Annotated in this window: 8 protein-coding genes; 2 read left to right on the top strand and 6 right to left on the bottom strand. The window is 53.0% G+C overall.

The window, feature by feature from the left end:
* Positions 1–33: 33 nt before the first annotated feature.
* Entirely contained in the window at positions 34–633 is a 600-nt protein-coding gene (locus WBL42_RS04490; protein WP_424720068.1) for a hypothetical protein, read from the bottom strand.
* Positions 634–924: 291 nt separating this feature from the next.
* Here WBL42_RS04490 and WBL42_RS04485 point away from each other — a divergent pair, with 291 nt between their 5' ends.
* Complete coding sequence (locus WBL42_RS04485; protein WP_424720067.1) at positions 925–1,614, top strand: PEGA domain-containing protein; 690 nt, start codon at positions 925–927, stop codon at positions 1,612–1,614.
* A gap of 21 nt (positions 1,615–1,635) precedes the next feature.
* Here the strand turns inward: WBL42_RS04485 and WBL42_RS04480 are convergent, their stop codons facing one another.
* The 5 genes from WBL42_RS04480 to WBL42_RS04460 form a co-directional block, all read right to left on the bottom strand.
* Complete coding sequence (locus WBL42_RS04480) at positions 1,636–2,847, bottom strand: energy-coupling factor ABC transporter ATP-binding protein (RefSeq protein ID WP_424720066.1); 1,212 nt, start codon at positions 2,845–2,847, stop codon at positions 1,636–1,638.
* Positions 2,848–2,850: 3 nt separating this feature from the next.
* Positions 2,851–3,645, bottom strand: coding sequence for a cobalt ECF transporter T component CbiQ (gene cbiQ, locus WBL42_RS04475; RefSeq protein ID WP_424720065.1), 795 nt, complete (start codon positions 3,643–3,645; stop codon positions 2,851–2,853).
* A gap of 52 nt (positions 3,646–3,697) precedes the next feature.
* On the bottom strand, positions 3,698–4,024 hold the full coding sequence (locus WBL42_RS04470) for an energy-coupling factor ABC transporter substrate-binding protein (protein WP_424720064.1): 327 nt from the start codon (positions 4,022–4,024) through the stop codon (positions 3,698–3,700).
* Entirely contained in the window at positions 4,021–4,719 is a 699-nt protein-coding gene (locus WBL42_RS04465; protein ID WP_424720063.1) for an energy-coupling factor ABC transporter permease, read from the bottom strand. The genes WBL42_RS04470 and WBL42_RS04465 overlap by 4 nt, the downstream gene beginning before the upstream one ends.
* A 167-nt stretch (positions 4,720–4,886) precedes the next feature.
* Positions 4,887–7,049, bottom strand: coding sequence for a type II/IV secretion system ATPase subunit (locus WBL42_RS04460; protein WP_424720069.1), 2,163 nt, complete (start codon positions 7,047–7,049; stop codon positions 4,887–4,889).
* A gap of 583 nt (positions 7,050–7,632) precedes the next feature.
* On the opposite strand from WBL42_RS04460, the gene WBL42_RS04455 reads away from it, so the two are divergent.
* On the top strand, positions 7,633–7,867 hold a 235-nt coding region (locus tag WBL42_RS04455), incomplete at its 3' end, for a pyridoxamine 5'-phosphate oxidase family protein (protein ID WP_424720062.1).

Genomic DNA, 7,867 nt, shown 5'->3' with positions numbered 1-7,867 from the left:
GCACCTGCACGCATGACGACGTTAACATGAACCCTATTTTTTCTCAAAACTGTAATATTTCCGTAAAAATTTCCTGACCTTTTCCGATTCCAGGTACCTCTCGTCAAGCTGGTCAAGGATTACTTCAATTGTTTTCACCTGGTCAGAGATGAGGACATTGGTGTTTTCATCAAGCACCGATGCATCCAGTAAAATAGCCTGCAAAGGGTTCCTTATCTGGTCATTGAGGATCAGCAGTTGTTCCATATTGTTCTCAATCTGCTGGAATGCCTCCTTCTTGAGGTGTTCAACCTGATTTTTTCTTATTTTCGAAATTTCCGCAAAATGCGAAATCACAACTCCAAGAGAGACGAACACAAAAAACCATGCCGTGTGAACCGCGATCATCGTGGCCGAAAGTGTCCCGAACATCCATACCAGGACGAAATAAATCCCGGCGAGGGTGACGGTGACCATGACTGCCCGTTCAGGAAAGGCATATGCCGCGAGGATTACCGGCACAAGGAAAAAATAGGGGAATATATCGTTGATGCCATGGGTGAGGCTGAATATGGCCATCAGTATCACTACAAGGGAGGTAGCAATAATGAGACATATCCAGATACTGTCATCGTGGATGAAATTACGGGGCATTTCACCTTTCCACCCGGTGAAATAGCTTTAAGATTTATTATATTTTGTGTTTGGATAATAATTCCCCCGGGAGGAGGATATCTTAAGCCCCCCGGTGAAGACCGGTGCATTTTCCCCCCCCCGCTGGATTCTGCGGGCGTTTCTCATGCCCGATTGGGATCCTGCTGACTGGATCGACCCCTTTCTTTGATATTGGGTGAGCACCAAATGTGATCATATCCCAGACCGGATGTCCCGGTTCCCGGGTCGAAGCTTGAGATTTCTCAAACGGCCATAATGGAGATCTTGATCGTGAAGAAGATACGTGCGCACCTTATCATTCTCCTCCTTATTGCGCTGATCGTAATCCCTGTTGCAGCGGGCAGCGATAATACGACAAATGCAACGACGGTCCCGACACCCACGGAAACCAACCTTACAATGACGACCACGACATCCCCGGTAAACGTTACCATAACAGAGATTCCGACCACTGCAACGACCGAGCAGGCAGCAGCAAACACGACGGAGGAAAATACGACCGCCACAACGGTTGTACCGACCGGTACCCCAACGGTCCCGACGACAGGGGGTATTACCGTCGCATCATCCCCGCTCGGAGCAAGCGTTCTCCTCGACGGGGTCTTCGAAGGGACGACACCGGAGAACCTGACCGGTATTGCAGAAGGAAATCACATTATCAGGCTTACCCTGAGCGGGTACTACGATTACGAGGGGACCATTTATGTCGTTCCCGGCCAGGTCACTGACGTATTCGGGACGCTCCCTCCGTTAAGTTCTTCTTCCGGTCCAGTCATGGTAGTGGTGACCCAGGCGGCGACGGCTACCCCTTCACCGGTTGTTACGGTGCAGCCCACGGCGACTGCATCGGGAGGGCTGCTGGAAAACCCGACGATTGTTGCATCCGTGCTCGGGATTATTGCAGCAAGTATCGGCGCAGTCGCAGCGATATTCCCGCACCTGTCGAAATTCAAGAAATAAAAGCGTTACCGGAATCAGGGCTCATTCTTTTTCGCCCTCTTCCTTCAGAACACCCGGTGCAGGAGACTCTGTTTTCGTGTTCATGGGGACAACGGCGATCGTATTGCCGCTCTCCCGGTAGTAGGTCTCAACCCGGCGGAACACATGCGGCACCATCGATGCCGGTGTGAGGAGGACCGAGCATTCGCCAACGAGTGCCCGCAGGATGCCCTTGTCGATCACGCCGTACGTGAAATCGAGCACTATCGATTCACGCTCGGCAAGATTCTTCGCCCGGGTCCCCATTGCCCCGCGCCTGATTCCCGGATGATCTGCTATCCATGCCGTGATTTCATCAGCACCGGTCGCATCCACGTTGCAGACCGTGATGGTCCCAAGCGCCCTGTCCGACCGTGGTTTACTCATGCTCTGTTCGAGCGAACTGACCAGCTGCAGGACGGACTTAGGCGACTGCGTTTTTTCCACCATCTGCCGCGAGACGAGCTCCGTGTAGAGTTCCAGCACTGCGGGCATCTTGAGGTTCGAGGACGTCACAAGCGCGGGGTCCGTAAAAACCTCCTCGGGAGTGCCCGCATGAAGAACGGTCCCTTTGTTCATGAGGATGATCTGGTCCGCCCAGAGGTATGCCAGCTCCACATCGTGGGTGGATATAATGATCGTCGTTCCCTTCGCATTAAGTTCGTCGAGCAGTTCCATAAGGTCCGCGGCACCGGCGGGGTCGAGCGAGCTGGTTGGTTCATCAAAGACGAGGACCTCCGGCTCCATCGCAAGGGTCCCGGCGATTGCGGCCCGTTTCTTCTCGCCGCCGCTCAACTGGTGGGGCGGCCGTTTCTCGTAGCCGGTAAGCCCTACGGCTGCAAGGGATCGCGTGACCGCTGACTGGATCTCATCCTGCGTCATCCCGAGGTTAAGGGGCACGAATGCCACATCCTGGTAAATCGTGGGGGCGAAGAGCTGGGTGTCCGAGTTCTGGAATACCAGCCCGACTTTCTTTCGCACCTCACGAAGTGAGCGGCTGTCATACGCGAGAGGTTTGCCATCGAGAAGCACCCGCCCTTTCGAGGGCTCAAGAACCCCGTTGCACATCAGGAGCAGGGTGGTCTTCCCGGCACCATTGGGGCCGACCAGGGCAACCCTGGCTCCTTTTTTTATCGGGAAGCTGACGCCGGAAAGTGACTCCCGGCAGTTCGGGTAGGCATAATGAATATCATCAAATTCGAGCAGGTTTGTCATCGTTCACCTGAAAGGCACAATCGTGCTGGTCATGATTGCAACGGTAATGCAGAGCCCCAGATAGACTGCGGTGGATGCGATTGCCACCGGCTTCGGGGGGTTCTGCTGGCCGGGCAGTTCCAGTTTGCCGTCATAGCACCGCGAGTCCATCGCTATGATGAGATCTTCGGCCTCTTTCCATGCCCGGATAAAGAGCATTGCGCCGAGCATCGCCATGGAGTTGAGGGACCGTTTAAATGTGGTGTACCCATGCCGGATGGTCTGGGCATCGTGGATCGCGATTGCCTGGCCGATAAAAACGAAAATGAAATGGTAAATTAGCATGGAAAGATCGATAAGCACCGGCGGTACGCGCAGCGTGTGCATAACAGAAAAGATCTCGATCATGGGGGTTGTGAGTGCGATAAAGAAGAGCCCGCACATCCCGCCGAAAGTCCGGACCAGTACAAGGAATGCGAGGTTTGCAGAACCGGACGTAGCGGTCAACGGGACGTTTGCGATGGAAAATGTCAGGACCGGCTCGCCGCCACCGCTTAAAAATAATATCACAATCACGGAGAAAAACGCAAAAAGTAACGGTATGTGAAGGAGTTCAACATACACCCGGACCGGGATTTTTGCGAATACCAAAGTAATTGCAGAGAGGGTAAAGAGGATAAACAGGGGGGCTACCGGGCCCGGGGAGGCGACACAGATCAGGATGGCGCCCATCCCGAGGACGAGTTTGAGATAGCTGTTCACGTCCCGTAAAGCATTTGCCTGAGCATAGTAGTCCAGATTATCCTCCATGATCTTCATAGGGAATCCATGTCCTTGTGTATCACGAATATCAGAAAATGAAAGAGAGGGGTTATGCAGGTTTTGCACTATCCCGTTTGCCCCGGTAATAGCCGAAGAAGTACCCGATCACGAGCGCCCCGAGGCCGGACTGGATGCTAAAGAGCAGGGATTCGACTTCAGTGCTGGGAGGCGTCCAGAGGGGTTGTATCCATGGGGTATATCCCGTTGCTTCAATTGCAGCGCTGCCCATATCGTCTGATCCTTGCCATGTCTCCTGCCCGGGTTTGGCGTTTGCCTGGATATGGGCATTCTGGATAAGGAAGACCGCCGCAAAGACGATGACGACAACCGCAAAGATGATCTCAAGTTTGTACTTCATGAAAAATTTGAGGGTCATTTGAAACCCTCCATGATTTTAGTAACCTGCTTCGGTGTGAGCACTTTGAGTTTGACGAGGATATCGCCCCGGCTCTGGACAATGTACTTGAACACGAGTGCAATGAGCACACCTTCAAGGATTGCTAAGGGAATCTGCGTCACCGCGTAGATGGCAAAGAAGGTCTCCCACGAGACCATAAAGCCGCCATGTGTTGCCGGGAATGCCGCAGCGAGCTCGATCGACGTGATAACATAGGTAAAGAGGTCTGCGACCGCCGTGACAAGGAATACATTGATGAATATGTTCAGGTTCACTGCTTTTCCCACGCGGTACACGGCATAGCCGAGAAGCGGCCCGGCAATCCCCATCGAGAAGACATTCGCGCCGAGCGTGGTAATCCCCCCGTGGGCCATGAAAAGTGCCTGGAATATAAGCACAATCAGGCTGAGAACGACCGTGATAAAAGGACCAAACAGCACGACCGAAAGTCCGGTTCCCGTGGGATGCGAGCAGCTCCCTACCACGGGAGATGGCATCTTCAGCGAGGACAGGAGGAAGATAAAGGCACCCGACACTGCCAAAAGCGAAAGTGTTTCACGTTGTGCTTTAACCTGGCGATTCAGCAGATAAATTCCGTAGATGATGAACGGCGCCGATACGAGGTACCAGAAGACGCACCATTGCCAGGGTAAGAAGCCTTCCATAATATGCATTGCACACAAGTGTGATTGCTATAACTTAATAAAATTTTCTTAAATGGATTTTAGGGTGTGAAGGTGCCCTTGGAAGTGATAACACGCACATTACGGTAAAAGCAACCTGGAGAAAAGGGGGGTGTTAATAATCTCTCATTCCGCCGATGAGCATCTTGTCCTGGCCTTCATCCGCTTGCGAGGGAGATTGAAGCAACACCGTTCAAAACCACATACAGGTCCTTTCGTATACGTTCGATAACCACTTCGGGTTCCCGGTAATACGAGATGAGGATCTTCGCAACCTCCTTGTAATGCCGGATCTTCTTGATGCGCATCCACTCCAGCACTTCCTGGCGCCTTTTTAGTTCTTCCCGCATCCGGTTCTCGGTCCAGCCCCGGGCTTCCATGATATCCTCAAGAATGTATGATTTCCCCGAGTAGGAGATCTCATCGGTTGCCGACCGCCATTTGAAGACCTCGTTTGTGATCAGTTCGTTGGTCCGCGGGTCGATATCGAGGATCTCAACGATCTGCTTGTTCCGGCGAATCCGTTTGCCACCAATCTGGGCCTGTACCTGGATGCAGACAAAATCAAGAGCCGAGAACATGTTACGCGGAACGTCCATAGGTGGGTTCTCGATACGGTGGACAATACTGGATACCGAGTCCGCGTGGATCGTTGAGTACGTGACATGGCCGGTGCTCATCGCCTGGAAGAGCGTCTGGCATTCCTTGCCGCGAACTTCGCCGACAATGATGTACTCAGGCCGCTGTCGCATGGCGGCACGCAGGAGTTCGTACATGTTGATCTCCCCTCGTCCGTTCTTATCAAACGAGTCCCGCGTTACACTGGGGATCCAGTTGGGATGCGGGAGCTTCACTTCCCGGGTATCTTCGAGACTTATGATCTTCGCCATCGGGGGGATGAAAAGGGAGATCGCGTTTAACGACGTGGTCTTACCGGATGCCGTTCCCCCGGCAAAGAGCCCTGATTTGCCGTTCTCCACGGCAAGCCATATGTACGCAACCGAGAGCGGGGAAAACGTCTGCCATTCGATGAGATCGGTCGGGGTGATCGGCTCATCCCTGAACTTACGGATGGTGAAGGTGGAGCCGTGGGCGGTGACTTCCTGCCCGAGAGTCATCTGGATACGGGAACCATCGCTCATGGTGGCATCGAGAATCGGTTCGGCGATGGAGATATATTTTCCGGCACGCTGGGCTAGTTTTGTAACAAAGGAGTCGAGCTCCTCGGCATTGTGGTACGTCAGCGTCGTTTTCATCGACTCGTAGCTGGCATGGAAGGCAAAGAGAGGTGTGTTGACCCCGTCGCAGGAGATATCCTCGATGTACTTGTCATGCATGATCGCATCGATCAGGCCGTCCCCCAGGAAATCCTTGTGCATGTAATAGAGGATCTTTTCGCGCTGTACCGGGGTGAACCTGATCCCGTAATCGGCAAGGATATCATCGACAGAATGCCTGAGCTGGTTCCGGGCTTCCTCCTTTGATATGTCCTTGGTATTGATATCGAGCGTCTCAAAAAGGCGTTCTTTTAATTCCTGTAACCGGTCTTTTTCAGGTTCGGAAAGAACGGGTTCGAGTATCTGGTAGGTGTATTCGTGGGTGGAATGGTCATAAATGACCCGGACATAGGCATAGGGCTCATTGACCGGATACAGCTCCATCTCTTCGATACCAGGTTCTGTCTCAAAGGAAAGGTTCACCAGGGGACCGTGGAGACTGGGATCATAGTCCACGATCTCAGACCGTATAGCACTGAAAAGTGAGGCAAACCGGGATTTCTTTGCCATACCCCTTTCTGCCTTGTTCCCATCTATGATCGGTTCGGATTCGAGGTCCTTGAACCCTGCAGTCGAAAATTCCCGTTTCCAGAGATCGTCAAGTTCCGGGGGCAGGGTCCCGGTCCCGGTGCTCTCAAAGACATTCGTCATGCCATGAAGGTTGATCTCGTCGATCGGGAATGTCGCACCCTTGGGGAGAATCATTCCCGAAAGATCTGAGATCTGATCCGCAGATATGATCCGCTCATCCGTATAGGTCACCGCGGTATCTTCTGCAAATGCTGGTTCGGTTCCGTCTCTTACGGTCTTTTGTTTTTTGAAAAATGAGGAGATCTGCTGCTCACGGCGGTCTTCTTCAATAATTCCAGTGGCGGGGCCCGTTTGGGGTTCCACTTCAGGCAAAATTTCGGGCAGAACAGATTTTTCCACGGGATTTTCGGTGGACGGTACAGTTTCCGACTGTACCAGGAGATTCCCGGGCACTTCCTGCACAGCGTTCCCTCTCATGACGGGTGCCTGCGGAACCGGTTCCACGAGAGGCATATCGTCATGAGCCTCATCATCATGTGATTTCAACGAGAACATCCTCTCGTCTGATAATTACCGTTATGGGTATTTTTAAGCAAATATCAGAACCAGCCACTATCCAGCGGGCCAGCTGATATACCTATCCTGTTATTGCAAAATCGGGTTCGATAAGGTTGCGCCGGCTTCACGGTGAACATGATATCGTCGTGACCAGCCATGGAAATCAGGTAAATGTCACGCCGATGCACTAGGATCATTGCTATAATGGGCACGGACCGATCGCATCCATGAAGGCAGGCACATGAGAGAGCCCGGATTGGGGGTGTGAATGGATCTCCCCTCATTTACCCCTCCTCAGGGGAACCCGGGACTCAGTAAGGCTCGCCTGCGGGGTTCTCACTTCCCTTCGGCTAACCGGTACGCCCCCCAGGGGCACCGCGATAAAGAACCGGGCACGCCGTTCTCGGTGATCGGGATCCCGGTTATTGAGAGGATCTCGCGGGTCATGAACAGGCCAGGGCCGGTGTTCTTCCCGATTTCCCGCAACCCTGCAAACCATTAAGATACCTTTCAGATGATTATGAAATGAGGAACTGCAATGGTTAAGCTCACCGATGAGATCAAGGAATCGCTTGTTGCAACAAAGATCGCATACTTTGCCACGGCAGCAAAAGACGGCACCCCGAATGCTGTCCCGATCGGGGCGTTCAAGATCCTGGACGACGAGACGATGCTCATCTCGAACCAGTACTTCAGTAAGACGCTCGCAAACATGAAGGAGAACCCGAAAGTCGCCCTCACATTCTGGGGAGAGAAGGGTGGCTTCCAGATCA

This window comes from Methanoregula sp. (genome assembly GCF_049686655.1).
Taxonomy (GTDB): Archaea; Halobacteriota; Methanomicrobia; order Methanomicrobiales; family Methanospirillaceae; genus Methanoregula.
Note: the sequence above shows the minus strand (reverse complement) of the source record. Positions and strands in the feature narration are given on the sequence as shown.